The organism is Streptomyces yangpuensis (assembly GCF_001005295.1).
Lineage (GTDB): Bacteria > Actinomycetota > Actinomycetes > Streptomycetales > Streptomycetaceae > Streptomyces > Streptomyces yangpuensis.
This window is the reverse complement of sequence record NZ_LBMK01000002.1, coordinates 1,361,306-1,386,403: the sequence shown is the minus strand read 5'-3', so window position 1 is coordinate 1,386,403 and position 25,098 is coordinate 1,361,306. Positions and strand designations below refer to the sequence as shown.

Below are 25,098 nucleotides of genomic sequence, written 5' to 3'. Positions count from 1 at the left end.
GTCCACGCGGGTCACGGGCCGTCTGACGCGAATTCACATCTTGTATGTGGCTTGATACTTGCATTCGAAAAAGTTTCACGACTCGAACGGTCACAGTCACTCTATAGTGATCGCCGATCACCCGGCGCGAAGGCCATGCGAGGCGAGGACCGATGACGACGACCACCGCTAGACGCGCCCGTCCCGGCTACCCGTCGACCGGGGCGAGGTGATGGCGGGCAGCGACTTCCGGCCCGTCTACCACCCCGCCGGCCACGACAACGACCTGCGGGTGGCCGTACAGGACCTGCGTACCGGCCGCTGGGTGGCGATGGCGCAGTTACTGGACCGGACGGACGGCTGGGGGCTGTGGACCCAGCGCACCCAGGTGCTCGCCGCGGTCGCCGCCGGATCCGACGTGGTCCAGGCGTGGCGGTCCGAGGAACCGCGCAGCGTCGCCGCGTCCGTCATGCACACACGTGTCGCCGTGGAACGCGCCGTCCGCGCCCACCGGGCGCGCCACCCCCGCACGCGCGAGCTGTGGCAGGAGGCGTGGGCCGCCTGCCGCGACGCCTCGGAGGCCAGCCCCGCCGACCCCGTCCCCTGGGTCTGCCTGCTCGCACTGGCCCTGCTCGACGAGCACCGCTCGATGGACGAGCACCGGCAGCAACCGCCCGCCCTCATGCTGCCCCGCGGTCCCTGGGGCATCCTCGCCCAGGCCGACAAGCGCGACCCGCACAACCGCGAGGCGTACCACCGGATGCTGCAGTTCGTGTGCGCCGGTACGCCCGGTCCGCTGACCGAGGCCGCCAACTTCGTGCACTGGGCGTCCGGTTCGGCCCCGGCCGCGTCCGCCGTGCATCTCCTGCCGCTCTATCTGAGCATCGAGCGGTACCGCCGCGAACGCGGCCAGGAGAAGGCGCTCGACCTCCACTGGGTCGCCGAGGACGCCGTCCGCGACGCCGGACACGCACTCGACACCTGGTTCCGCCACAGCGACCTGCGCCGCGCCTCCCCGCTCGACCTGAACCACCTCGCCCACGCGCTGTGGGGGGCCCACCGGTTCGACGAGGCGGCCCAGGTCTTCGACACGATCGACCGGTACTGGACCACGCTGCCCTGGGCCCACCGGACCCGGGACCCCGCCGACCAGGAACTGGCCATGGAGGTCTTCCTGCGGGCCAGGACCCGCAGCCTGGCGGCCCGGGGCTGACTCCGCGGCCCCCGCCCGCGGTGCCCCCGTACTCCCCCCTGTCTCCACCGCTCCACCCCCGTTTCCACCGCTCCGCCCCTGTTCTCCACCGCCCCACCCCCGTCCCCGATCCTCACGACCCCCGGAGGTACTCCCCCATGTCCCGCACCGCGCCGACCGTCCGCCAGGACAGCAAGGCCCCGCCCCGGCGGGACGAGGAGGAACGGCTCAGAGAGCTCGGCTATCAGCCGGTTCTCGCCCGCCGGATGGGCGGCTTCGGCAACTTCGCCATCAGCTTCTCGGTCATCTCCGTCCTGTCCGGCTGCATGACCCTCTACGGCTTCGGGCTGGGCACGGGCGGTCCGGCCGTGATGCTGTGGGGCTGGGCCGGCGTCGGCCTGTTCGTGCTCTGCGTGGGCCTCGCCCTGGCCGAGGTCACGAGCGCGTACCCCACCTCGGGAGCGCTCTACTACATGGCCGACCGGCTCGGCGGGCGCCGCTGGGGCTGGTACACCGGCTGGCTGAACCTGCTCGGTCTGCTCGGCGCCATCGCCGGCATCGACTACGGCGCCGCCCTGTTCACCGGCGCCTTCCTCAACCTCCAGTACGGCGTCGAGCCCACCCCCGGCCTGACGTTCGTGATCTTCCTGTGCATCCTGCTGCTGCACGCCGCGCTCAACCTCTTCGGCGTCCGCCTCGTCAGCGTGCTCAACTCCGTCAGCGTCTGGTGGCACCTGGGCGGCGTCGCCGTGATCGTGGGCGCCCTGGCCTTCATACCCGACCAGCACCAGTCGCCGTCGTTCGTCTTCACCGAGTTCGTCAACGACACCGGCTGGGCCAACCCGTTCTACGTGGCCGCGGTCGGCCTGCTGCTCGCCCAGTACACCTTCTCCGGCTACGACGCCTCCGCGCACCTGTCGGAGGAGACCTCCAACGCCTCGGTCTCCGCCGCCCGGGGCATCGTCCGGGCCATCTGGGTCTCCTGGATCGCCGGCTTCGCGCTGCTCGCGGGCCTCACCTTCGCCATCCAGGACTACGCGGCCGTGCAGGGCACCGCCACCGGGGTCCCGCCGGCCCAGATCTTCCTCGACGCGCTGGGCTCCGGCGGCGCCACCGCCCTGCTCCTCGTCGTGATCGTCGCGCAGCTCTTCTGCGGCAACGCCGAGGTCGCCGCCGCGAGCCGGATGGTCTTCGCCTTCAGCCGCGACAACGCGCTGCCCGGCTCCGCGCTGTGGCGCAAGGTGAGCAGCCGTACGCAGACCCCGGTCCCGGCCGTGTGGCTCTCCGTCGCCGTCGCGGCCGTGCTGGCGCTCCCGTCGCTCTACTCCGCCACCGCCTACGGGGCCGTGACCGCCATCAACGTCATCGGCATCACGCCGGCCTACGCGATCCCGATCTACCTGCGGCTGCGCGCCGGGAACCGGTTCCAGCCCGGGCCGTGGAACCTGGGCCGGTGGAGCAAGCCGATCGGCTGGACCGCCGTGGTGTGGGTGGCCGTCGTCACCGTGCTGTTCTGCCTGCCGCAGAAGTCGCCGGTGACCATCGACTCGATGAACTACGCGGTGATCGCGCTGGCCGTGGTCCTCGTCCTGGCCAGCGCCTGGTGGTACGCCGCCCGGCGCTCGTACGGGACGCCGTCGGCCTACGGCAACGCCCGGGAGCAGGCCGAGATCGCCGAGGGCATCGTCTGAGACGGCCGACCGGCCGTCTGTCTGTCTGTCTTTCCGTCGGCCCGAGCGGCCGTCGGTCGGCGCGCGCCCCGCCGCACCGGGGCGCGCGCGGTGCGTTCAGACCAGTTCGGGCTGCGGCTCGCGCTGCTGCTGCTGTGGCAGCGTCACCGACTCGGCCCGGCGGTCCCAGCGCCGGGTGAGCCGGACGTGGCCGTAGATCACCGAGACCATCGACAGGACGACGAGCGGGCCGTACACCCACGGGAGCGCCGCCATCTCCATCGGCAGGAAGCGGTACGACAGCAGGAGCGCGAGGAAGACCGCGGTGCCGTAGGCGACGAACCGGATGCCCCTGCGGTCCCATCCGTGGTCGAGGGTGCGCAGTGCGGCATCGATGGTGAGGGTGAACACCACACCGGCGACGATGTCCGCGCCGTAGTGGTAGCCGAATCCGAGGGTCGCGCCGAGCGTCGCGACCAGCCAGAACGTTCCCGCCCAGCGGAGGGCCCGGGGGGCCTTGCGGGAATGGATGAAGATCGCGGTGGCCCACGCCGTGTGCAGGCTGGGCATGCAATTGCGGGGGGTGAACTCGTCGAAGAGCATCGGCTGCGGGGTGGTGACCGGCGGCGGCGTGTTCGGCCAGAGCTCGGCCAGCGCCCACTGCCCGCCGTCGGCGCCGTATGCGAAGATCGGCCCGACCACCGGGAAGACCATGTAGATGCCCGGGCCGAGCAGCCCGATGGCCAGGAAGGTGCGTACCAGGTGGTGGCGCGGGAAGCGGCGCTCGGCCGCCACGTGGCGCAGCTGGTACAGCGCCACGATGACCGCCATCACGGCGAGCTGGATGTAGACGAATTCGAGGACGCGGAAGCCGACGACGCCGGTGGCCTCGACGATCCGGCCCGCCACCCACGACGGGTTGCCCAGCGCCTGGTCTGCGGTGGCCACGTACTGGTCGAGCACCGTCGGGCGGGTCTTCGACGTGATCAGCAGCCAGGTGTAGCCGGTCTTGCGGCCGGTCACCAGCAGCAGGGCCAGTCCGACGCCCTGGAGCAGCAGGGTCCGCTCACGGCCGGTGCGGCGGGTGAGCGCGATGACCGCGCAGCCCAGGGTGACCAGGAGCGCGCCGTTGCCGTACATCATCTCGGCACCGGCCGCCCAGCGCACGAGCCAGAAGACGAGGTCGATGCCGACCGCGGCGCCGAGCGCGATGAACCGCTGCCGCCAGGTGAGCACCACCAGCATCAGGGCCATGCTGGCGTAGAGCACCGTGCCCGACTTGGGTGCGAACACCACTTCCCGCGCCTGGTCGGTGATCGGCCCCGGTACGCCGTAGCCGCGCGCGGCGATCTCCAGGGCGACGAGGAATCCGAGGGTCACGACGCTCGCCGCGACCCACAGAATGACGCGTGGCCGGCGCCATACGGCGGACTCGGCTCCGCCGCCCTTTGGCGAAAACACTCGCTTTACCGCAGATATCAATTTTTCAGCCGATGTTCATATTTCAACCTGATCATTGTTCGCTCGAACATGTTAGCGGAGCTGGTGAGCCGGTTCGGGAAAGTAAGGAAGGCCACATCCGGGAAACCGAGCGGGACTGCAGGCGTGCCGGGCGGAATACGGAATTCCCCCGGCATCAGCAGAGGGCGTCCCAGCGGTGGAGGGCGTCGAGGGCGGCGGTGCGCGTGGCGGGCGCGGCGACGGCGTCGGGGGCCGGGGTGAGCAGGTAGTCGGCGACGGGTGTGAGGAGGAGGGAGGTGTCGGGGGCGGGGGCCAGCAGGCGCGCCTCGCCCCAGGTGTGGCGGATGACGGTGCGGCGGAGCAGGGCCCCGTGCCGGGTCGGGACGCACCGGGCGGTGGCGGCCGCGGCCTCCCCGCGACGGCGGTGCTCGGCGGCCAGTTCGGGGGCGAGCACGGCGCGTACGGCCGCGAGCGGACCCAGCGGGACGTGCTCGGCGGCGTGGTCGAGGAGGGCGGCTGCCTCCGGGGCCAGGCGGTAGGCGGCGAGCACGGCGGCGGTCTCGGCGGGCTCGAAGGGCCGGCGGGCGAGGCAGGCGATGTCGAGGAGGGTGAGCGGACCGGGCGGCAGGTCCGGCCCGCCGAGGCGGGACTCGGCCAGGGCGATGAGGCACTCCACGTGGTCGTCGGCGACCAGGTACGGCCGGACGGGCACGCCGCGCCCGTCCCCGGGCAGAGCAGCGGTGGAGAGGTGGACGCGGTACCAGGGGTCGACCAGAGGGTCCTCGGCGGGCCACTGGACCGTGACGGCGGTGTGATGGGGACGTTCACCGAGCAGGGAGACGTCGATCTGCTCCACCGGGTGGTCGGTGACCAGGCGGATGACGGCCTGCCACAGGGCCGCCTCGTCGGGGGCGACCAGATCCAGGGACTCCAGCGGACGGAGCAGACCGTCCGGGTAGTACCCGGCGAGCGGGAGGCCCCGGATGGCGCGGACGCCTGTGGAACGGGCGAGGCCCGCGGCCAGGCGGACGTAGTGGGCGGCACGGTCACGGGCACGGGCGAGCTCGGCACGGGCCGGCCCGCCCATCCGGACTCCGTCGCGGACGAGCGCGGAGAGCACCAGGTGGGGCAGATGACGGCCTGCCCGGGCACGGTGCAGCAGTTCCGCAGGCCCGGCGGCGGGATCGGCGTCGAGCAGCCGGTACAGCATCGGGGTGTTCACGGACGTCCTCCTCCGAATGTATGGTCGGGCCCGGCGCCACCGGCGGCCGAGGGGGCGGGCGCGGGTTCCGGGCGGTGTCCGGCGTGCCCGCGGCACGGGGCGATTCTGTACCGCAAGGTTCAACACCTGATCACCACAGGCTCAACGGGCTCTCGACACCGAGGGCGACGCTGTGGTTAAAAAGGTGACACAAATCGAGACATGGGCGCCTTGCGGGGGCAGGCACCGTGTTCTGGGGGCTGGGGGCAGGACTTGGGCGATCTCCGTTTCTCATTACTCGGTCTGATGCGGGCTCACCGGGGCGCTACCGCGCTCAAGATCGGGAGCCCGCAGCAGCAGGCGATGCTGGCCGTCCTCCTGCTGCGGCCGGGGCACTCGGCGAGCGCCACCGACCTCATCACGGCGCTGTGGGGCGAGGAGCCACCGAGCGCGGCGATGACCACCGTGCGCACGTACGCGTGGCGGTGGCGCAAGGTACTGGACGCCGCGGGCAGGGGCGAGGCAGGGGACGGTGACGCGGCCGGCGACGGCCGGCCTGCGCCCAGCGTGCTCGTGTCGATGGGCGACGGCTACCGGCTGGTGCTGCCGAAGCTCGCCGTCGACGTCGCCGAGGCCGAGGCACTGGCCGCCGAGGCGGAGCGCACCGCGCGGACCGATCCGCTGCGCGCCCGCGACCTGCTCAACCAGGCGCTGGAGCTGTGGCAGGGCGAACCGCTGGCCGGTGTGCCGGGCCCGTTCGCGGAACGGCACCGGCAGCGGCTGGGGGAACTGCGGCTGACGCTGCTGGAGGAGCGGATCGGGCTGGACCTGACGCTCGGCCGCTACTCGCGCTGCATACCCGAGCTGACCGCCCTCACCACCGAGCACCCGCTGCACGAGCGGGCGTACGGGCTGCTGATGCGGGCGCTGTACCAGGCCGGACGGCAGGCGGACGCACTGGCGGTGTACCGCGGGGTGCGTCAGCTCTTCCTCGCGGAACTGGGCGTCGCGCCGGGGCCGGACCTGGAGCAGCTGCACCGCCGGATCCTGGAGGGCGACCCGGCGCTGGCCGCCCCCGAACCGAGCCCGCCGGCGACTCCCGCCGAGGAGCCCGAGGGACCGAAGGAGCCGGCCCGGCGGACCACCGGCGCCGACGGCTCCGGCCACGGGCCCGGCGCCCCGGCCGCCGAGCGGGACCGGACCGAGGAGCAGCACGGACGGGAGACCGCGCTCAGACCGGCGCCCGCACCCCCGAGACCGGCCCAGCTCCCGCCGGACGCCGCCGACTTCACCGGCCGCACGGCGCCGGTCCGGGTGCTGGACGAGGCACTCGGCACCTCCTGCGCGCAGGCCCTGGTGATCGCCACCGTCGTCGGCATGGGCGGCGTGGGCAAGACGGCGCTGGCCGTGCACGTGGCGCACCGCGTCCGCGAGTCCTACCCGGACGGCCAGCTGTACGTGGACCTGCGCGGCTCCGACCCGGTGCCCGCCGACCCCGAAGCGGTGCTCAGCAGCTTCCTCGTGGCCCTCGGTACCCCCGGGGACGCGGTGCCCGACGGACTGGACGCCCGCTCGGCGCTCTTCCGGTCCATCGTCGACGGCCGACGGCTGCTGCTGGTGCTCGACAACGCCAAGGACGCGGCGCAGATCCGGCCGCTGCTGCCGGGGGCGGTCGGCTGCGCGGTCCTGACCACCGGACGCACCCGGCCGGCCGGGCTGCCGGCCACCGTCCAGGTCGACCTGGACGTGTTCCACCCGTCGGAGGCGCTGGACCTGCTCGGCCGCACCATCGGCGCGGACCGGCTGGCCGCCGAACGCGACGCGGCCCTGGAACTGGTCGTGGCCTGCGGACACCTGCCGCTGGCAGTCCGGATCGTGGCCGCCCGGCTCGCCGCCCGGCCGGGCTGGACGGTGGAGACGCTCAGCCGCCGGCTCCAGGTGGAACGACGCCGGATCGACGAACTGCGGATCGGCGATCTGGCGGTGGCAGCGGCCTTCGAACTGAGCTACCGGCAGCTGACCGCCGACCAGGCCCGGGCGTTCCGGCTGGTCGCGTCGGTGGACGGGCCGGACATCGGGCTGCCGGCGGCCGCGGCGCTGCTCGACCTCGACGAGTACGACGCCGAGGACCTGCTGGAGGCCCTGGTGGACGTGGCGATGGTGGAGTCGCCCTTCCCCGGGCGCTACCGCTATCACGACCTGCTGCGTTCCTTCGCACGTCGCCGTCCCGCGCAGGAGGCGGGCCCGGCCGCCGCGGGCGCCGGTGCGATGCAGGACGGGGAGGCGGTCGCGGCCCGCGACCGGCTGCTGGACCATCTGCTGGCCACGGCCTGCGCCGCGTTCCAGCACGCGGTACCGGGCGATCCGGCGGCGGGCGCGCTGGGTCCGGCCCGCTCCCCCGGTGTGGCGCTGACCGGGTGGGACGCGGCCCGGGAGTGGACGACGGCCGAGCGCGCCGGTGCCGTGGCGCTGGCGGCCCAGGTCGCCGCGGACGCGGTCGCGGGCGGCCCGGCGGTCGCCGCGGCGCCGTCGGACGGTGTGCCGGGGACGGCGCTGCGGGCCGCGATCGACCTGCTGATCGCGCTCACGCCGTTCGTGCTCACCCCGCCGAGCCGGCAGCTCGCCGCCACCGCCGACGCGCTGGCCGAGGCGGCGGTGCGGCACGGCGACGTCCGGGCCGCCGGACGCGCACACTTCCTGCGCGGGAACGTCGCCCTGGCCGCGACCCGGCTGGAGGCGGCCGAGGCGGCCGCCCGCCGGGCGGTGGACGCGGCACGGACCGCCGGTGACACGGTGATCCTCCGCCAGGCCCTCAACGACCTCGGCCTGATCTGCCAGTTCCTCAGCCGCTACGACGAGGCGGTGGACCACTACGACGAGGCGCTGGTGCTGGCCAACGCGCTGGGGCACCGCTCCGGCGCCCTGGTGACGACCATGAACGCCGCGCTGGCACGGGTGCGCAGCGGGCGCGCGGAGGAGGCGGTGGAGATCTGTCACGAGGTCCTCGCCGAGCTGCGGACCCGGCAGGACGACTCCGGGCGCGCGTACACCCTGTACGTACTGGGTCTGGCGCTGCACGGGCTCGGGCGGCACGAGGAGGCGGTGACCTGGTTCCGGGAGTGTCTGGCGGTGGCGACGGGGGCGGGTCTGCGGGACCGGGCCGCGAACGCTCGCTACCGGCTGGCGGACAGTCTGCGCTCGCTCGGCCGGGCCGACGAGGCGCTCGACCACGCCGGACGGGCACTGGTGCTCTGCGAGGAACTGGGCGCGGAACGGGACCAGGCTCAGGCGCTGGTGGTGCTGGGCCGCTCGCTGGCGGACCTCGGGCGCGGGGCCGAGGCGGGGGCGCGGTTGCGGCAGGCGTACGAGATCTTCTGCCGGCTGGGTCTTCCGGAGGCCGCCGAGGTGGGCTGTCTGCTGGAGGAGCCGGCTCTGGCCCTGGCGGAACCCTGCGGGCTGGAGGCCTGAACGTATGATCCGGCGGGGTCAGGAACCGGTGCTGTTCCAGTCCTTGTCGTCGGACGGGGTGGGGGTCGGCGCCGGGGCCTGGTGGGTGCTGACGGTGCCGCCGCCCTGCCCGGTGCCGGTGGCGTCGTCGGCCATGGCCGCGCCGGCCGCGCCCAGGGCGATCAGCGTGCCGAGGCCGAGGCCCGCGACGGCCAGGCAGACCCGGGTGGCAACGGTGTTGTTCGCGCGGTGCGCCATGACTGCTCCTCAAGGACGTCTTCCCTGCTGGGAAGGGGGGTTCCGGTTCCTCCCGGAGTGCTCCGGGCCGATGGGAGGAGCATGGCAAGGCACGTTCAACGGGCGATCGACGCACGAGCACCGTGCGTCGATCGGCCTCGTTGATCGGGGCGACGGCCGGATGCCGGTCAGGCGGCCTCGCGGATCTGCAGGGTGCAGCACTTCACGCTGCCGCCGCCCTTGAACAGTTCGGAGAGGTCCACCCCGATCGGCCGGAAGCCCCGCTCGCGCAGTCGGGAGGCGACCCCGGTCGCCGCCTCCGGCAGCACCACGTTCAGGCCGTCGCTCATCAGGTTCAGTCCGAACACCGCCGCGTCCGCCTCCTCCACCAGCACCGCGTCCGGGAACAGCCGGCGCAGCACCTCCCTGCTGCCCGCCGAGAACGCGCCGGGGTAGTAGACGACCTGGTCCTCGTCGAGCACGCCGAGCGCGGTGTCGAGGTGGTAGAAGCGCGGGTCGACGAGGTCCAGGCCGATCACCGGGCGGCCGAGGAACTCCTGTGCCTCGGCGTGGCCGGCCGAGACGCTGCGGAAGCCGCGCCCGGCCAGCAGGTGGCGGCCCGTCAGCAGCAGGTCGCCCTCGCCCTCGTTGACGTGGACCGGCTCATGGGTGGTGAACCCGCCCGCCCGGAACCACTCCAGGTAGGCGGGGCCCTCGGCGGCGCGCTCGGCGTTGCGGAACCGGGCGCCGAGCACCTTGCCGTCGACGACGGTGGCGCCGTTCGCCGCGTAGACCATGTCGGGCAGGCCGGGCAGCGGGTCGATGAGGTCGACGCGGTGGCCGAGTTCGACGTACAGGTCGTACAGCCGCTCCCACTGGGCGACGGCGAGGTCCGTGTCGACCGGCTTGGCGGGATCCATCCACGGGTTGATCGCGTAGCTGACCTCGAAGTGGGTCGGACGGCACATCAGGAGGCGGTGCGGGCGGGCGGTGCGGGTCATGGTGTGCTCCGGGAGGGGCGCGGGGCGCGGGCGCGGGACGCGGGCGCGGGCAGGACGGGAGGCGGGAGGGAGGCGGGGCGGGAGAGAGCGGGCGCGGGCGGGCTGTCAGGGCCGCGCGGGACGTTCGGGGAAGCTGCGCAGGCCGCGGAGCGGGGAGACCAGCAGGACCAGGCCGGCCGAGAGCAGCACGCTCGCCATGATCCAGAGGGTGGTGCGGGCGCCGAGCACCTCGCCCAGCCAGCCGCCGAGCAGGGCGCCCACCGGGATGGCGCTGAAGTTGACCGTGGAGGCGCTGGCCCGGATCCGGCCGATCATCTCGGGCGGGCAGTAGGCCTGGTAGAAGCTGCCGGCGATGACGTTCCCGGCGACCACGCCGCAGACCGCGACCGACCAGGCCACCGCGCTGACGGCCAGCGGCATCCGCTGTCCGGCCATCGGCAGCAGGAGGATGAACGGCGCCCCCACCAGCTCGCAGAGCAGCAGTCCGCGGGCCGTTCCGAACCGGCGGGCGATCCGCCCGGCGAGCGCGGCCCCGGCCAGGCCGCCGACCGAGACCACCGCGAAGACGGCACCGACGCCGCCGGGCGTCACGCCCACGCTGCGGACCAGGAAGATCGTCTGTACGGCCTGGATGCCGTTGAGGCCGAGGTTGCCGACGGCCGCGAAGCTCGCCAGCGTGCGCAGGTAGGGGTCGTGCACCAGGAAGCGGACGCCCTCCTTGATCTCGCGGAGGATCCCGCGCCGTTCGGAGACCGGCGGGGGCTTCTCCTCGGCCTTGATGGACCCGACGCAGACCGCCGCCACCAGGTAGGTGAGCGCGTCGGCGAGCAGTCCGCTGACGGCGCCGAAGGCTTGGGAGATCAGGCCGGCGAGGCCCGGGCCCGCGATCTCCGCGGCGGCGTCCCCGGAGCGCAGTTTGACGTTGGCCTCCAGCAGGTCGGGCCTGGCGACCAGTACGGGCAGCACGGCGCTGTTCGCGGTGGACAGGAACACCTTGACCGCCCCGGCCAGGGCGGCGACCACCACCAGCTGGGCCATGCTCAGCAGGCCCAGCCAGCCCGCCACAGGCACGCTGCCGAACAGCAGGAGCAGCAGGAGGTCGCAGACCAGCATCACCTTCAGCCGGGGCCAGCGGTCCACCCAGGCGCCGGCCAGCAGGCCGAGGAAGAGCCACGGCACCCAGGCGGAGGCGGTCAGCAGGCCGACCATGAACGGCGAGGCCTCCAGGGTGACCACGGCCACCAGGGCGAGCGCGACGTTGCCGACGGCGGTGCCCAGGCCGCTGGTCGTCTCACCGATCCAGAGCTTGCGGAAGTTGCCCTGCGCCCAGAGGCCCCAGCGGCTCTTCCGCGGCGCGGCCCCCTCCGGGGGAGACGGCGGTTTCACGGAGGCGGTGGTCATGGCGGGTCACGCTCCAAGCTTCTCGGCGAGCACGGCGGCGATCCGTGCGACGGGCTCCGGCTGCGTCATGGCGCCGTGCGTGCAGGTGATGCGGTGCTGCTCGACCCGGCCGTCGACGTACGGCCCCCAGGCCTCCCCGTAGGGCCAGTCGGCCGGCTTGTCGAGGGTCGCGCCGAAGAAGACGGCGTCGCCCCGGTAACGGCCCGGTACGTGCTCGGCCATCAGCTTGGTGTTCTGCTCGAAGACGTCGGGCAGGACGGCGGCGGCCTCGCCGAGGAGTGCGGTGAGGTCGGCCGGACCGTGGCCGTCGGCGGGGTCGTGGCCGAGGGAGGCCAGGAGTGCGGCGAGGGTGTCGGCCGGGCCGTCGCCGGGTGCGGCGGCGTACCGGGCGGGGTCGGCGGGGAGGCCGTCGAGCAGGGCGAGCAGGCCGACCTCCTGGCCCGCGGCCTGGAGAGCGACGGCCATGGCCTGGGCGACGACCGCGCCGAAGGACCAGCCGAGCAGGTGGTACGGCCCCTCGGGGCGGACGGCGCGGATCTGCCGTACGTAGTCCTCGGCGATCTCGGTGACGGAGGACGGGGAGCCGCCGCGCAGAGCCCGTGCCTGGAGGCCGTGGACCGGGCGGTCCGGGTCGAGGTGGCGCAGCAGGCCGGAGTAGACCCAGCTGATGCCCGCGGCGGGGTGGACGCAGAACAGCGGGGCGGCGGTGCCGGCCGCACGCAGCGGGAGCAGCACGTCGAGGGCGCCGTCGGCGTCCGGGACGGCCGGGGCGGCCGGGGCGGCCGGGGCGGCCGGTTCCGCCGCAACGGCCGGGATCGCCGGGTCCGGGTGGCGGGTGAGGCGCCGGGCCAGGGCGGCCGCGGTGGGGGCCTCGAAGAGCGCCCGCATACCGAGGTCGGCGCCGAGCGCGGCGCGTATCCGGCCGAGCAGTTTCATCGCGAGGAGGGAGTGGCCGCCCAGGTCGAAGAAGCCGTCGTCGACGGAGACCGGTCCTGGCAGGCCCAGGACCTCGGTGAAGAGGCCGCAGAGCAGTTCCTCGTGCGGTGTCGTGGGCCCCCGTCCCGTGGACCGGGCGGGGAGCTCGGGGGCGGGCAGGGCGCGCCGGTCGACCTTGCCGCTCGTGGTCAGCGGGAGCGCTTCGAGCGGCACGAAGGCCGCCGGGAGCATGTGGCCGGGCAGCGACTCGGCGGCGAAGGACCGCAGTTCGGCCGGGTCGAACGGGCCGGCCGGCACGACGTGGGCGACGAGCCGGGGGCCGGTGGTGCCGTCGTCGTGGACGGTGACGGTGGCGGCGAGGATTCGGGGGTGCCGGGTGAGCACGTGCTCGATCTCGCCGGGTTCGATGCGGAAGCCGCGGATCTTGACCTGGTGGTCGGTGCGGCCGAGGTATACGAGGTCTCCGGCGCGGGTGCGGCGTACGAGGTCGCCGGTGCGGTACATCCGCCCGCCGGGTACGAACGGGTCGGCGACGAAGCGTTCCGCGGTGAGCGACGGGCGGCCCAGGTAGCCGCGGGCGAGGCCGGCGCCGGCCAGGTACAGCTCGCCGGGCACTCCGGGCGGGACCGGGTTCAGGTGCTCGTCGAGGACGTGGGCGCGGGTGCCGAGGACGCCGCGGCCGAGGGTCGGGCGGCCGGTGGCGGCGAACGGCTGGGTGAGCGCGTCGACGGTGGACTCGGTGGGGCCGTAGAGGTTGTGGGCGGTGGTGTGCGGGGCCTCGCGCAGCCGGGTCCACAGGGACGGGCCGACGGCCTCGCCGCCGAGCAGCACCACGCGTGGGGCAGGCGCGTCCAGCAGGCCTTCGTCGAGGAGCTGTTCGGCGTAGGAGGGGGTGACCTCGATGACGTCGAGGGACTGGGCCCGGATGTGCCGGACGAGGGCGGCGGCGTCGCGGCGGACCTCGTCGCCGATCAGGTGCAGTTCGTGGCCCGCGATGAGCCAGAGCAGGCCGTCCCAGGAGGCGTCGAAGCAGAGGGAGGCGGTGAGGGCGACGCGGCTGCGGCCGTGTTCGTGTTCGGTGGCGCCGATCGGACCGGTCGCGGAGCGGTGCGAGGCGAGCAGCGCGGCGATCGATCCGTGGCTGACCACGACACCCTTGGGGCGGCCGGTGGAGCCGGAGGTGTAGATCACGTACGCGGCGTCGGAGGCGGTGGCCCGGGGCGGCGGGTTGTCCGCGGCGGGGCTGCCGCCGCCCGCCGGAGCCGCCGTCAGGACGGGCAGTCCGGCCAGGAGTTCGGGCAGCGGCCAGCCGTCGCCGGTCACGGCCAGTGCGGGGGCGGCGTCGGCGAGCATGGCGGCGGTCCGGTCGGCCGGGTGTGCGGCGTCCAGCGGAAGCGATGCCGCGCCGGCCTTGAGGACGGCGAGCAGGGCGATCACGCTCTCCGCGGAGCGCGGCAGCGCCAGGGCGACCACCGTCTCCGGTCCGGCGCCGGCGGCCGTCAGGCGGTGGGCGAGTTCATTGGCACGGCCGTTCAGCTCGGCCCAGCTCAGCCGGGTGTCCCCGGCGACCAGCGCCGTCACGTCGGGGGTGTGGGCCGCGCGGGCCTCGAAGGCGGCGGACAGCAGGGGTACGGCGGTCGGCAGTTCCCCGCCTGTGCCGGGGAGTTCCGCGTGTTCGTCGGCGGAGAGCAGGTCGGCCCGGCCGATGGGCCGGTCGGGGTGGGCGGCGACGGCCGTGAGCAGCCGGCCGAAGCGGACGGCGATGGATTCGACGGTCTCCCGGTCGAACAGGTCGGTGGCGAAGTCGATCGCGCATTCCAGCCCGGCGGGCGCGCCGTCGGCGTCGAAGGACTCGCCCATGGCGATGGAGAGGTCGAACTTGGCCACGCAGCCGCCGACCGGTTCGACGGTGGCCGTCAGGCCGCCCAGGTCGAGCGGCGCGTCGCCGGTGCCGCCGGCCCGTCCGCCGCCCTGGAGCAGCAGCATGACCTGGAAGAGCGGGTGGCGGGCGAGGGAGCGGGCCGGGTTGAGTTCCTCGACGAGGCGCTCGAAGGGCACGTCCTGGTGGGTGTGGGCGTCGAGCTGGATCTCCCTTACACGGCTGAGGAGTTCGGCGAAGGTGGGGTCGCCGGAGGTGTCGGTGCGCAGCACGAGGGTGTTGACGAAGAAGCCGACCAGGTCGTCGAGCGCCTCGTCCGAGCGGCCGGCGACGACCGAGCCGATCGGCACGTCGGTGCCGGCCCCGAGGCGGGTCAGCAGCGCCGCCAGAGCGGCCTGAAGGGTCATGAACATGGTGACGCGGTGCTCGCGGGCCAGGTCGGCCAGCGCCCGGTGCAGTTCGTGCCCGAGCGGGAGGACGACACGGTCGCCGTCGTGGCCGCTGTCCGGCCGCCGGGGACGGTCGACGGGGAGCGACAGCTCCCCGGGAAGGCCCGCCAGGGTTTCGCGCCAGTAGGCGAGCTGGCGGGAGGCGGGGCTGCCCGGGTCGCTCTCGTCGCCGAGCAGTTCGCGCTGCCACAGCGCGTAGTCCGCGTACTGCACGGGCAGCGGCCGCAGCTCGGGGACGGAGCCGTCACGGCGGGCGGCGTAGGCGGCGGCGAGGTCGCGCAGCAGCGGATCCATGGACCAGCCGTCGCCCGCGATGTGGTGCAGGACGAGGACGAGGAGGTGCTCGTCGGCGGCGAGCGGGAACAGGTATGCGCGGACGGGGAGTTCGGTGGCGAGGTCGAAGGGGGTCGCGGCGCATGCGGCGAGGGCGGCCGCCGGGTCGGCGGGCGGGGCGGGCTGGCGGTCGAAGGGGATCCGGGCCGTGTCGGGCGGGACGATCCGCTGGTGGGGCTCGCCGTCCCGCTCGGTGATCAGGGTACGCAGGATCTCGTGCCGGGCGACGAGGTCACCGAGGGCGAGTTCGAGCGCGTTCGGGTCGAGCCGTCCGGTGAGGCGCAGGGCGAGCGGGAGGTTGTAGAGGGCGCTGGGGCCCTCCATCCGGTCAATCAGCCAGAGGCGCTGCTGGGCGAAGGAGAGCGGCGGGTCCGCCGGGCGCTCGCCCGCTGTCAGCGCGAGCCGGGCGGTGGGGCCGTCGAGCCGCTGCGCGAGGCCGGCGACGGTCGGCGCCTCGAAGACGTCCCGGACGCCGATCTCGGCCGCGAACACCGTGCGGACCCGGCTGACCAGCTGCATGGCGAGGAGGGAGTGCCCGCCGAGGGCGAAGAAGTCGTCGTCGGCCGAGACCGGCCCGGTCACGCCGAGGACGTCGCCGAACAGGCCGCAGAGCAGTTCCTCGCGTGCCGTGCGGGCGGCCCGGCCGCCGGTGAACAGCTGGAAGTCGGGTGCCGGGAGGGCGCGCCGGTCGACCTTGCCGCTGCCGGTCAGCGGCAGCGCGTCGAGGGTGACGACCGCCGCCGGCACCATGTGGGCCGGCAGTGCCTGCGCCACGAACCTCTTCAGTTCGAGGGAGAGTTCGGGGCCGGGGGCGGTGACCGCGCAGTGGGCGACGAGACGGCGGTCGCCGTCGGTGCTCTCGTGCGGGGTGACCACGGCCTGGCGGACGGCGGGGTGCCGGGTCAGCTCCTGCTCGATCTCGCCGGGTTCGATGCGGAAGCCGCGGATCTTGACCTGGTGGTCGGTGCGGCCCAGGTAGTCGATCCGTCCGTCGCGGGTGCGGCGGACCAGGTCGCCGGTGCGGTACATCCGCTCCCCCGCCGCGAACGGGTCGGCGACGAACCGTTCCGCGGTCAGCGCGGCCCGGCCCAGATAGCCGCGGGCCAGGCTGTCCCCGGCCAGGTACAGCTCGCCGGGGACACCGGCGGGGACGGGGTTCAGGTACTCGTCGAGGACGTGGGCGCGGGTGCCGAGGACGGTGTGTCCCATGGTGGGGCGCTCCGCGTCGGCGTACGACTGGAGCAGGGTGTCGACGGTGCACTCGGTCGGCCCGTAGAGGTTGTGGCCGGTGGTGTCCGGGGCCTCGCGCAGGCGGGTCCACAGGGCCTGCCCGATCGGTTCGCCGCCGAGCAGCACCACGCGCGGGGCGGGTGCGTCCAGCAGGCCTTCGGCGACGAGCTGCTCGGCGTAGGTGGGGGTGAACTGGACGGCGTCGACGCCGGCGGCGCGCAGGTGCCGGACCAGTGCGGCGGGGTCGCGGCGCAGGTCCTCGCCGATCAGGTGGAGTTCGTGGCCGGCGACCATCCACAGTAGGCCGTTCCAGGAGGCGTCGAAGCAGAGCGAGGCGGTCAGCGCGGCACGCAGTCGGCCGTGCGTGCGCTCGGGTTCGGCGAAGGTCTCCGCCCGGTGGGCGGCCAGCAGGCCGGCGATCGCACCGTGGCTCACCACGACGCCCTTGGGGCGGCCGGTGGACCCGGAGGTGTAGATCACGTACGCGGCGTGGGACGGGCTGACCCGGACGGGCGGGGCAGCGGCGGGCCGGCCGGCCCAGTGGTGTTCGTCGGCGTCCAGGACGGTGGCGCCGGCGAGGCCCTCCAGGACCTCGGGCAGCGGCCACCCGGCGTGGGTGAGGACGGCCGCGGGGCGGGCGTCGGCCAGCATGTGGGCGGTGCGCTCCAGCGGGTACCCGGCGTCCAGCGGGAGGAAGGCCGCACCGGCCTTGAGCACGGCGAGCTGGCAGACCACGGTCCGAGCCGAGCGCGGCAGGGCGAGCGCGACCACGTCCTCGGGGCCGATGCCGCAGGCGATCAGGCCGTGGGCGAGGCGGTTCGCGCGGGCGTCCAGCTCGGCGTACGTCAGCCGGGTCTCCTCGAAGACGAGCGCCGTCAGGCCGGGGGTGGCCGCCGCCCGGGCGGCGAAGGCATCCGGTACGAGCGGCAGTTCGGCCGGCAGGGGCCGGTGGCCGCCCAGGAGTGCGGCGCGTTCGCCCTCGGCCAGCAGGTCGGCGCGGCCGATCCGCTGGCCGGGCCGGGTGGTCATCTCGGTCAGCAGCAGGCCGAAGCGGGCGGCGAGGGCTTCGACGGTCTCCCGGTCGAACAGGTCGGTGGCGTAGTCGATCGCACAGTCCAGCCCGGCCGGCTCGCCGTCCGGTCCGAAGAACTCCTCCAGCGTCACGTTGAGGTCGAACTTGGCGACCCCGGTGTCCGCCGGCAGCGCCTCGGCGCGCAGACCGGACAGCTCCGGCTCGCCTCCGGCGTTGGACTGCAGGACCATCGCCACCTGGAACAGCGGGTGGCGGGCGAGGGACCGGACCGGGTTCAGTTCCTCCACGAGCCGCTCGAAGGGCACGTCCTGGTGGGCGTACGCGCCGAGTCCGGTCTCCCGGACGCGGCCCAGGAGTTCGGCGAAGGTGGGGTCGCCGGAGGTGTCGGTGCGCAGCACGAGGGTGTTGACGAAGAAGCCGACCAGATCGTCGAGCGCCTCGTCCGAGCGGCCCGCGACGACCGAGCCGATCGGCACGTCGCTGCCGGCCCCCAGCCGCGTCAGCAGCGCCGCCAGAGCGGCCTGGAAGGTCATGAACATGGTGACGCGGTGCTCGCGGGCCAGGTCGGCCAGCGCCCGGTGCAGTGCGGCGTCGATGGGCAGGGCGACCCGGTCGCCCCGGTGGTCGGAGCGGGCTCCGCGCGGCCGGTCGACGGGGAGGGTGAGCTCCTCGGGGAGCCCGTCGAGGGTGTCGCGCCAGTAGGCGAGCTGGCGGGAGACCAGGCTGTCGGGGTCGCTCTCGTCGCCGAGCAGTTCGCGCTGCCACAGCGCGTAGTCCGCGTACTGCACGGGCAGCGGCCGCAGCTCGGGGACGCAGCCGTCACGGCGGGCGGCGTAGGCGTCCGCCAGGTCGCGCAGCAGCGGGCCCATCGACCAGCCGTCGCCGACGATGTGGTGGAGGGCGACGACCAGGACGTGCTCCTCGGGTCCGACCCGCAGGAGCGTGGCGCGTACGGGCGCCTCGGCGGCCAGGTCGAAGGGGCGGCGGGCGGCCCGGTCCACCTCGGACTCCACCGACTCCGGGGCGCAGTCGAGCCGCTCGACCGGGAGGGTGGCGCCGGCCGGGGGGAGGACGATCTGGTGGGGTTCGCCGTCGTGTTCGGCGATCACGGTGCGCAGGATCTCGTGCCGGGTGACGAGGTCGCCGAGGGCGAGTTCGAGCGCGGCCGGGTCGAGCCGGCCGGTGAGGCGCAGGGCGAGGGGCATGTTGTACAGCGCGCTCGGCCCTTCCATCCGGTCGATCAGCCAGAGCCGCTGCTGGGCGGAGGAGAGCGGCAGGCGTTCGGGGCGGGGGGCGGCGGTCGGCGCGAGCCGGGCCGTGGCGCCGTCCAGCCGGCGGGCCAGGCCCGCCACGGTCGGCGCCTCGAAGACGTCGCGGATGCCGAGTTCGGCGCCGAGCACCGCGCGGACCCGGCTGAGCAGCCGGGTGGCGAGGAGGGAGTGTCCGCCGAGGGCGAAGAAGTCGTCGTCGGCGGAGACCGGGCCGGTGAGGCCGAGGACTTCGCCGAACAGGCCGCAGAGGATCTCCTCGCGCGCCGTGCGGGCGGCGCGGCCACCGGTGGCCGCCGCGAAGTCGGGCGCGGGCAGCGCGGACCGGTCGAGTTTGCCGTTGACGTTGAGGGGCAGCGCGTCGAGCGTGGTGATGGCCGCCGGGACCATGTGGTCGGGCAGGGCGGCGGCCGCGTGGGCGCGCAGCGCGGCCGGGTCCAGCGGGGTGCGCGCCACGACGTAGGCGACCAGGCGGGTGCCTGCTGTGCCGTCCGTGCCGTCCTGGTAGGGCAGGACCGCCGCTTGGAGGACGTCGGGGTGGGCGGCCAGTACGGTCTCGATCTCACCGGGTTCGATACGGAAGCCGCGGATCTTGACCTGGTGGTCGGTGCGGCCCAGGTACTCGACCCGGCCGTCGGGGCGGCGGCGGGCGAGGTCGCCGGTGCGGTACATCCGCTCCCCCGCGGCGAACGGGTCGGCGACGAACCGTTCCGCGGTCAGCGCGGCCCGGCCCAGATAGCCGCGGGCGAGGCCCGCGCCGCTCAGGTACAGCTCGCCGGGGACGCCGGGCGGTACGGGCCGCAGGCCGGCGTCCAGGACGTGCGCGCGCAGGCCCGGCAGCGGGCGGCCGATGAGCGGGCGCGGGTCGCCGGCCAGCCGGTGGTACAGCGCGTCCACGGTGCACTCGGTGGGGCCGTACATGTTGAGCACGACGGTGTCGGCGGCGGCGGTGAGAGTGGCCGAGAGGGTCTGGCCGAGGGCCTCGCCGCCGACCATGAGGAGGGCCGGCGGGCAGCGGTCGAACAGGCCCTCCTCGACGAGCCGTTCGGCCTGGCCGGGGGTGACGTCGAGGACGTCGGTGCCGGTGCGCTCGGCGTGCCGGACGATGGCGGCGGCGTCCCGGCGCAGGTCGTCGTCGAGCAGGTGGAGTTCGTGGCCGGCGACCATCCACAGCAGCGCCTCAAGGGCGGAGTCGAAGGAGAGCGAGGCCGCGTGGGCGAAGCGGAACCTGCGCCCCGGGTGGGCCTGCCGGGCGGCGGCGATGGTCTCGTCGCGGTGGAAGGCGAACAGGTTGGCGAGGCCGCCGTGGCGGACGACGACGCCCTTGGGGCGGCCGGTGGAGCCGGAGGTGTAGATCACGTACGCGGCGTGGGCGGCACTGAGCCGGACGGGCGGGGGCCCGGCGGGCCGCTCGGCCCGGTCCTGCTCGCCGGTGTCCAGGACGGTGGCGCCGGCGAGGCCGTCCAGGACCTCGGGCAGCGGCCATCCGGAGTTGGTGAGGACGGCGGCGGGGCGGGCGTCGGCCAGCATGTGGGCGATCCGCTCGCGGGGGTAGTCGGCGTCCAGCGGGAGGAAGGCCGCACCGGCCTTGAGCACGGCGAGTACGGCGACCAGGGACTCGGCGGAGCGGGGCAGGGCGAGCGCGACCACGTCCTCGGGGCCGGCGCCGGAGGCGGCCAGGCGGTGGGCGAGGCGGTTCGCGCGGGCGTCCAGCTCCGCGTAGGTCAGCCGGGTCTCACCGGCGACGAGGGCGGTGGCGTCCGGGGTCGTGGCGGCCTGGGCGGCGAAGGCGTCCGGTACGAGGACGTCCGCCGCGCCCGGCCGGGCGGTGTCATGCCAGCGGGCCAGCGCGGCCTGGCCGGCCTCGCCCAGTACGTCCAGTTCGGCGACCGGGCGGTGCGGGTCCTCGGCGGCCTGGGCGAGCAGCCGCGGCAGGGCTTCGGCGAGGCGCTCGGCGGTGGCCCGGTCGAACAGGTCGGTGGCGAACTCCAGGCCCCCCTCGATGCCGGCCGGGGTGCCGTCGGGGTGGTGGCGCTCGGAGAGGTTGAGGGTGAGGTCGAAGGCGGTGGTGGGCAGGCCGAGCGGCTCGTAGGCGGTGCGGGTGCCGGGGAACGCGGGTCCTGCGCCCGCCGTGTTGTCGAAGGCGATCATCACCTGGAAGAGCGGGTGGCGGGCCAGGGTGCGGGCCGGGTTGAGCTCCTCGACCAGCCTCTCGAAGGGCACGTCCTGGTGGGCGTAGGCGGCCAGGTCGGCTTCGCGCACCCGGGCGAGCAGGCCGGCGAAGGAGGGCCGGCCGGTGAGGTCGGTGCGCAGGACGAGGGTGTTGGCGAAGAAGCCGACCAGGTCGTCGAGGGCCGGGTCGAGGCGGCCGGCCAGCGGGGTGCCGATCGGCAGGTCCTCGCCGGCGCCGAAACGGTGCAGCAGGGTGGCGTAGGCGGCCTGGAGGACCATGAAGAGGGTGGCGCCGTGGCCGGCGGCGAGGTCCGCGAGGCGGGCGTGCAGGTCCGCGTCGAGCTCCAGCGGGACGACGTCGCCGCGGTGGCTCGCGACCGCCGGGCGGGGGCGGTCCAGCGGGAGCGGCAGCTCGTCCGGCAGGCCGGCCAGCGCCTGCCGCCAGTGGTCGAGCTGGCGGGAGAGCGCGGACTGCGGGTCGGTGTCGGTGCCGAGGAGCCGGTACTGCCACAGGGTGTAGTCGGCGTACTGGACCGGCAGCGGCTCCCGTTCCCACGTCCCGCCGCCGAGCCGGGCGGTGTAGGCGTCGGCGAGGTCGCGGAAGAGCGGCCGCAGGGACCATCCGTCGCTGGCGATGTGGTGCATCACCAGGAGCAGCACGTGCTCGTCGGGGGCCTCGGGGCGCAGGTAGGCGTGCAGCGGGACGTCGGCGGCCAGGTCGAAGGTGTGGCCGGTCAGCTCCTGCACCGGGCGGTCGGTGACGGTGAGCAGCGGCGCCGGGGGCGCGGGCAGGATCCGCTGGTACGGGACGCCGTCGGACTCGCCGAATACCGTACGGAGGCTCTCATGGCGGGCGACGACGTCGCCGAGGGCGTCTTCGAGGGCGTGCGCGTCGAGGGGTCCGGTGAGGCGGAGGGCGAGGGTGACGTTGTAGGTGGCGGCGGGGCCCTCGGCCTGGCCGAGGAACCACAGCCTGCGCTGGGCGAAGGAGACGGGCAGGTGCTCGGGCCGGGTTTCGGGGCGCAGCGCCGGCCGGGCCGGGTCGGTGGCGAGCCGGCCGGCGAGGGCGGCGACGGTGGGGGCCTGAAAGAGGTCGCCGATGGCGAGTTCGGCGCCCAGTTCGGTGCGTGCCCGGCCGACGAGGCGGGTCGCGAGCAGGGAGTGGCCGCCGAGTTCGAAGAAGTCGTCGTCGATGGTGATGTCGTCGATGCCGAGGATCTCGCCGAAGAGGCCGCACAGGGCGCGCTCGCGTGCGTCGCGCGGGGCGCGGCCGGCGGTGTCGGCGGCCGCCTCGGGGGCGGGCAGGGCGCGCCGGTCGACCTTGCCGTTGGCGTTGAGCGGCAGGGCGTCCAGCACGACGACGGCCGAGGGGACCATATAGCCGGGGAGGGTGGCGGCGGCGAACTGCCGCAGTTCGGCGTCGAGTCCGGGATTCTCGTCGAGGGCGGCGCCGAGGACCGCGCAATAGCCGACGAGACGGGTGTCGCCGGGGCGGTCCTCGCGGGGGACCACGATGACCTGGCGGACGGCGGGGTGGCGGGAGAGCACGGTCTCGATCTCGCCGGGCTCGATGCGGAAGCCGCGCAGTTTGACCTGGTCGTCGACACGGCCGAGGAACTCGACCGCCCCGTCGGCCCGGCGGCGTACGAGGTCGCCGGTGCGGTACATCCGCTCCCCCGGCGCGTACGGGTCGGCGACGAACCGTTCGGCGGTCAGTGCGGGGCGTCCCAGATAGCCGCGGGCGAGGCCCGCGCCCGCGACGTACAGCTCGCCGGGGACGCCGGGCGGGACGGGCCGGAGCCGGGCGTCGAGGACGTGGGCGCGCATGTTGTCGAGCGGGGCGCCGATCGGCGGCCGGGGGCCGGTCAGGTCGCCGGGGGCGAGGGGGTGGTGGGTGGCGAAGGTGGTGGCTTCGGTCGGCCCGTAGACGTGGGCGAGCAGCAGGCCGGGGCAGTGGTCGAGGACGCGCCGCATGAGGGTGGCGGAGGCGGCCTCGCCGCCGGTGCAGACGGTCTCCAGGGCGCGGAAGGTCTCGGGGGCCTGCTCGGCGACGAGGTCGAAGAGGGCCTTGGTGAGGAAGACGGCGGTGACCCGGTGGCGGGTGGCGACGGCGTGCAGGGCGGCGGCGTCGAGGCTGCCGGGCGGGGCGATGACGACGGTGCCGCCGGACAGCAGCGGTGTCCACAGCTCGTAGGTCGCGGCGTCGAAGGCGTGCGGGGAGTGCAGCAGGATCCGCCGGTGCCGGCCGTCCTGCCAGCGGCGGTCGGCGGCGAGGTCGACGACGTCGCGGTGGCGGACGGCGACGCCCTTGGGGGTGCCGGTGGAGCCCGAGGTGAACATCACGTAGGCGAGCCGGTCGGGGTGGACGGGGAGGCCGGGGGCGTGCGCCGGGGCGTCCTTCTCGTCGCCGGGGCGGACCACGACGGCGTCGTGCGGGAAGCCCGGGTCGGTGCGGTCGGTGAGCAGGACGGGGGCGGCGGTGTCGGCGAGGAGTGCGGCCATCCGCTCCGGGGGCAGGCTCGCGTGCAGGGGGACGTAGCACCCGCCGGCCTTGAGTACGGCCAGGGTGGCGACGACCAGGTCGACGGAGCGTTCCAGCAGCAGGGCGACCGGCGACTCGGGGCCGACACCGCAGGCGGCCAGGTGGTGGGCGAGCCGGTTGGCGCGGGTGTCGAGTTCGGCGTAGGTGAGGGTGCCGTCGTCGTGGGCGAGGGCGACGGCGTCGGGGGTGCGGGCGGCCTGCGCCTCGAACAGCTCGGGCAGCGAGCCGGTCGGGACGGGTGCGGCGGTGGCGTTCCATTCCTCGCGCAGGCGGTCGTGCTCCTCGGGGGCGAGGATGTCGAGGGTGCCGATGGGCGCGTCGGGGTCGGCGGCCGCGGCGGCGAGGAGCCGCCCGAGGCGCTCGAACAGGGTGGTGACGGTGGTGCGGTCGTAGAGGTCGGCGGCGTATTCGACCGATCCGGTGAGGCCGGCGGGGGCGCCGTCGGTGGTGTGCCGCTCGGTGATGCCGATGTTGAGGTCGAACTTGGCGACGCGCAGGCCGAGTTCCTCGGGTTCGGTCACCAGGCCGGGCAGGCCGAGTGCGCCCTCCTCGTGGTTCTGGAGGACGAGGAGGGTCTGGAAGAGCGGGTGGCGGCCGAGGGAGCGGGCCGGGTTGACCTCCTCGACGAGCCGCTCGAACGGCACGTCCTGGTGGGAGAACGCGTCGAGCTGGGATTCCCGGGCGCGGCCGAGGAGTTCGGCGAAGGACGGGTCTCCGGCGGTGTCGGTGCGCAGGACGAGGGTGTTGACGAAGAAGCCGACGAGGTCGTTCAGCGCCTCGTCGGAGCGGCCGGCGACGCCGGTGCCGAGGGGGATGTCGGTGCCGGCGCCGAGCCGGGTGAACAACGCGGCGAGTCCGGCCTGGAGGACGCAGAACAGGGTGGTGCGGTGCCGGCGGGCCAGACCCGTCAGGGCGGTGTGCAGTTCGGGGCCGTAGCCGAACGGGACGGCGTCGGCCGCGCCGGTCGGGACGGGCGGGCGGGGCCGGTCCGTGGGCAGCTCCAGCTCCTCGGGCAGCCCGGCCAGGGCGTCGCGCCAGTGGTCGAGTTGGCGGCTGAGCACGCTGCCGGGGTCGCTCTCGTCGCCGAGCAGTTCGCGCTGCCAGAGTGTGTAGTCGGCGTACTGGACCGGCAGCGGCTCCCAGTCGGGGGCGTGGCCGGCGAGGCGGGCGGCGTAGGCGGTGGCGAGGTCGCGCAGCAGGGGGCCGAGCGACCAGCCGTCGCCGGCGATGTGGTGGAGCACGACGAGCAGCACGTGCTCGGGGGCGGACCCGGTGGCGGGTGGGGTGGGTGGGGCGGATGTGAGGGAGAAGACCGTGACCCGGATGGGCAGTTCGTCGCTCAGGTCGAAGGTGCGGGCGGCGGCCCGGTCCCGCAGGGCGGGGTAGTCGCCCGGTGCGCAGTCCACCGTCTCGAAGGCGATCTCCGCCTCCGCGGACGGCAGGATCCGCTGCACCGGGACTCCCCCGGACACCGGGAACACCGTGCGCAGGGCCTCGTGCCGGGCGACCACGTCCGCCGTCGCGGCGCGCAGCGCGTCGGTGTCGAGCGTGCCGCGCAGGCGGACCGCGAACGGCAGGTTGTAGAGCGCGGTCGGCCCTTCGATCTGGTCGATCAGCCAGAGACGCTGTTGTGCGTACGAAACCGGGATCACGGTGCTTCCTCTGCT

The 25,098-nt window shown here is 74.6% G+C and carries 9 protein-coding genes; 3 read left to right on the top strand and 6 right to left on the bottom strand.

The features are described from left to right. Positions 1-211: 211 nt before the first annotated feature. Together AAT21_RS11475 and AAT21_RS11470 are read left to right on the top strand one after the other, a co-directional pair. Positions 212-1,192, top strand: coding sequence for a hypothetical protein (locus AAT21_RS11475; RefSeq protein ID WP_046776534.1), 981 nt, complete (start codon positions 212-214; stop codon positions 1,190-1,192). Positions 1,193-1,329: 137 nt separating this feature from the next. Continuing rightward, positions 1,330-2,862: an amino acid permease gene (locus tag AAT21_RS11470; protein WP_046776533.1), complete on the top strand. Its 1,533-nt coding sequence runs from the start codon at positions 1,330-1,332 to the stop codon at positions 2,860-2,862. 96 nt (positions 2,863-2,958) lie between these two features. Here the strand turns inward: AAT21_RS11470 and AAT21_RS11465 are convergent, their stop codons facing one another. Further along, positions 2,959-4,245, bottom strand: coding sequence for a phosphatase PAP2 family protein (locus AAT21_RS11465; protein ID WP_046777259.1), 1,287 nt, complete (start codon positions 4,243-4,245; stop codon positions 2,959-2,961). A 232-nt stretch (positions 4,246-4,477) separates the two neighbouring features. After that, on the bottom strand, positions 4,478-5,524 hold the full coding sequence (locus tag AAT21_RS11460) for a hypothetical protein (protein WP_046776532.1): 1,047 nt from the start codon (positions 5,522-5,524) through the stop codon (positions 4,478-4,480). 285 nt (positions 5,525-5,809) lie between these two features. Here AAT21_RS11460 and AAT21_RS11455 point away from each other — a divergent pair, with 285 nt between their 5' ends. Next, the gene (locus AAT21_RS11455; RefSeq protein WP_046776531.1) at positions 5,810-8,971 is read left to right on the top strand and encodes an AfsR/SARP family transcriptional regulator; all 3,162 of its coding nucleotides are present in this window, start codon (positions 5,810-5,812) and stop codon (positions 8,969-8,971) included. Positions 8,972-8,989: 18 nt separating this feature from the next. Here AAT21_RS11455 and AAT21_RS11450 read toward each other — a convergent pair whose 3' ends face one another. From AAT21_RS11450 to AAT21_RS11435, 4 genes are all read right to left on the bottom strand, one after another. Continuing rightward, positions 8,990-9,208 carry a hypothetical protein gene (locus AAT21_RS11450; protein ID WP_046776530.1) on the bottom strand — a complete coding sequence of 73 codons (219 nt, stop codon included), beginning with the start codon at positions 9,206-9,208 and terminating at the stop codon, positions 8,990-8,992. A gap of 167 nt (positions 9,209-9,375) precedes the next feature. Further along, the gene (ddaH, locus tag AAT21_RS11445; RefSeq protein WP_046776529.1) at positions 9,376-10,188 is read right to left on the bottom strand and encodes a dimethylargininase; all 813 of its coding nucleotides are present in this window, start codon (positions 10,186-10,188) and stop codon (positions 9,376-9,378) included. 105 nt (positions 10,189-10,293) lie between these two features. Next, entirely contained in the window at positions 10,294-11,589 is a 1,296-nt protein-coding gene (locus AAT21_RS11440; protein ID WP_079025563.1) for an MFS transporter, read from the bottom strand. A 6-nt stretch (positions 11,590-11,595) separates the two neighbouring features. Further along, positions 11,596-25,083: a non-ribosomal peptide synthetase gene (locus AAT21_RS11435; protein ID WP_052757711.1), complete on the bottom strand. Its 13,488-nt coding sequence runs from the start codon at positions 25,081-25,083 to the stop codon at positions 11,596-11,598. Between the last annotated feature and the right edge of the window lie 15 nt (positions 25,084-25,098).